1 protein-coding gene is annotated in these 1,409 nt (G+C 63.4%); it reads left to right on the top strand.

Features of this window, described 5'->3' with window-relative positions:
• The first annotated feature begins 69 nt into the window (after positions 1-69).
• Positions 70-1,374, top strand: coding sequence for an IS256 family transposase (locus FM119_RS04965; protein ID WP_218778726.1), 1,305 nt, complete (start codon positions 70-72; stop codon positions 1,372-1,374).
• The last annotated feature ends 35 nt before the right edge of the window (positions 1,375-1,409 follow it).

The following is a 1,409-nucleotide window of genomic DNA, read 5'->3' as shown; positions in this document are numbered from 1 at the left end:
GAAAGTTTGTGTGTGAGGGGTTCGGCGTGATCGGTTCGGCTTCGGTCGGACGGGAAGATGAATCACGTCATGAGCACTGAATTGAAGACAACAACTGAGCAATCCGAGACCGTCGATCTGCGAACCGGGGAGGTCCTTCCTGCGCCGCCGAATATCACCGCGGTCGCGGAGCAACTCGTGGCCGCCGCTCGTGGTCAAGGGATCGAACTGACTGGCCCGAACGGGCTGCTGACGGGACTGACCCGGCAGGTCCTGCAGTCCGCGTTGGAAGCGGAGCTGACCGAGCACCTCGGCTACGACCCGGGCGATCGGGTCGGGAAGCAGACGCCGAACAGCCGGAACGGATCCACGCCGAAGACGGTGCGGACCGAGATCGGCGATCTCACGATCCAGGTCCCGAGGGACCGGGCGGGCACGTTCGCGCCGGTGGTGGTGCCCAAGCATCAGCGCCGGATCGCGGGGTTCGACGAGGCGGTGATCTCGCTGTATGCGAAGGGCATGACCACCGGCGATATCGCCAAGCACCTCTCCGATCTCTACGGATCAGACGTCTCTCATGATCTGGTGTCGACGGTGACCGACAAGGTGCTCGGCGACATGCAGGAATGGCAAGCCCGTCCGCTGGACCTCGTCTATCCCGTGGTTCTGATCGACGCGCTCGTGATCAAGGTCCGCGACGGGCAGGTCGCCAACCGGCCTGTCTACGTCGCTGTCGGCATCGATCTCGAGGGTCACCGTGACGTTCTCGGGTTGTGGATGGGACCGACCGGCGGGGAGGGCGCGAAGCAGAGGATGAACATGCTCACGGAGCTGCGCAACCGTGGTGTCGCCGATGTCTGCATCGTCTGCCGCGACGGACTCAAAAGCCTCCCCGATGCGATCACCGCGATCTGGCCCCTCGCAACGGTGCAGCAGTGTGTCGTGCATCTCGTGCGGAACTCACTTCGATACGCGTCGAAGAAGTACTGGTCCAAGATCACCGGGCAGCTCCGCGAGGTCTATACCGCTCCGACCATCGCAGCGGCCGAGGCGAGATTCGCGGAGTTCGCCGAGCAATGGCGGAGCCTGTATCCGGCGATGACCCAGATGTGGGAGAGCGCGTGGGGCGAGTTCGTGCCGTTCCTGAAGTTCCCGCCCGAGATCAGACGCCTCATCTATACGACCAATGGGATCGAGTCGCTCAATGCCAGGTTCCGGCAGGCCACGAGACGCCGCGGGCACTTCCCCAACGAGCAGGCGACGATGAAGGTGCTCTACCTGACGGTGCTCGAGCGGCGCCCGAATCGCACGAACCCGACCGGGCAGATCGCCAGCTGGAAAGCTATCCCGAATACCCTGTCCATCACCTACGGCGACCGCCTAGGAATCAACTAAGCCGAAGCCCCATACACAAAGGAACGGACAGACCC

The organism is Mycetocola reblochoni REB411 (genome assembly GCF_900163835.1).
In the GTDB taxonomy this organism is placed as follows: domain Bacteria; phylum Actinomycetota; class Actinomycetes; order Actinomycetales; family Microbacteriaceae; genus Mycetocola_B; species Mycetocola_B reblochoni.
Note: the sequence above shows the minus strand (reverse complement) of the source record. Positions and strands in the feature narration are given on the sequence as shown.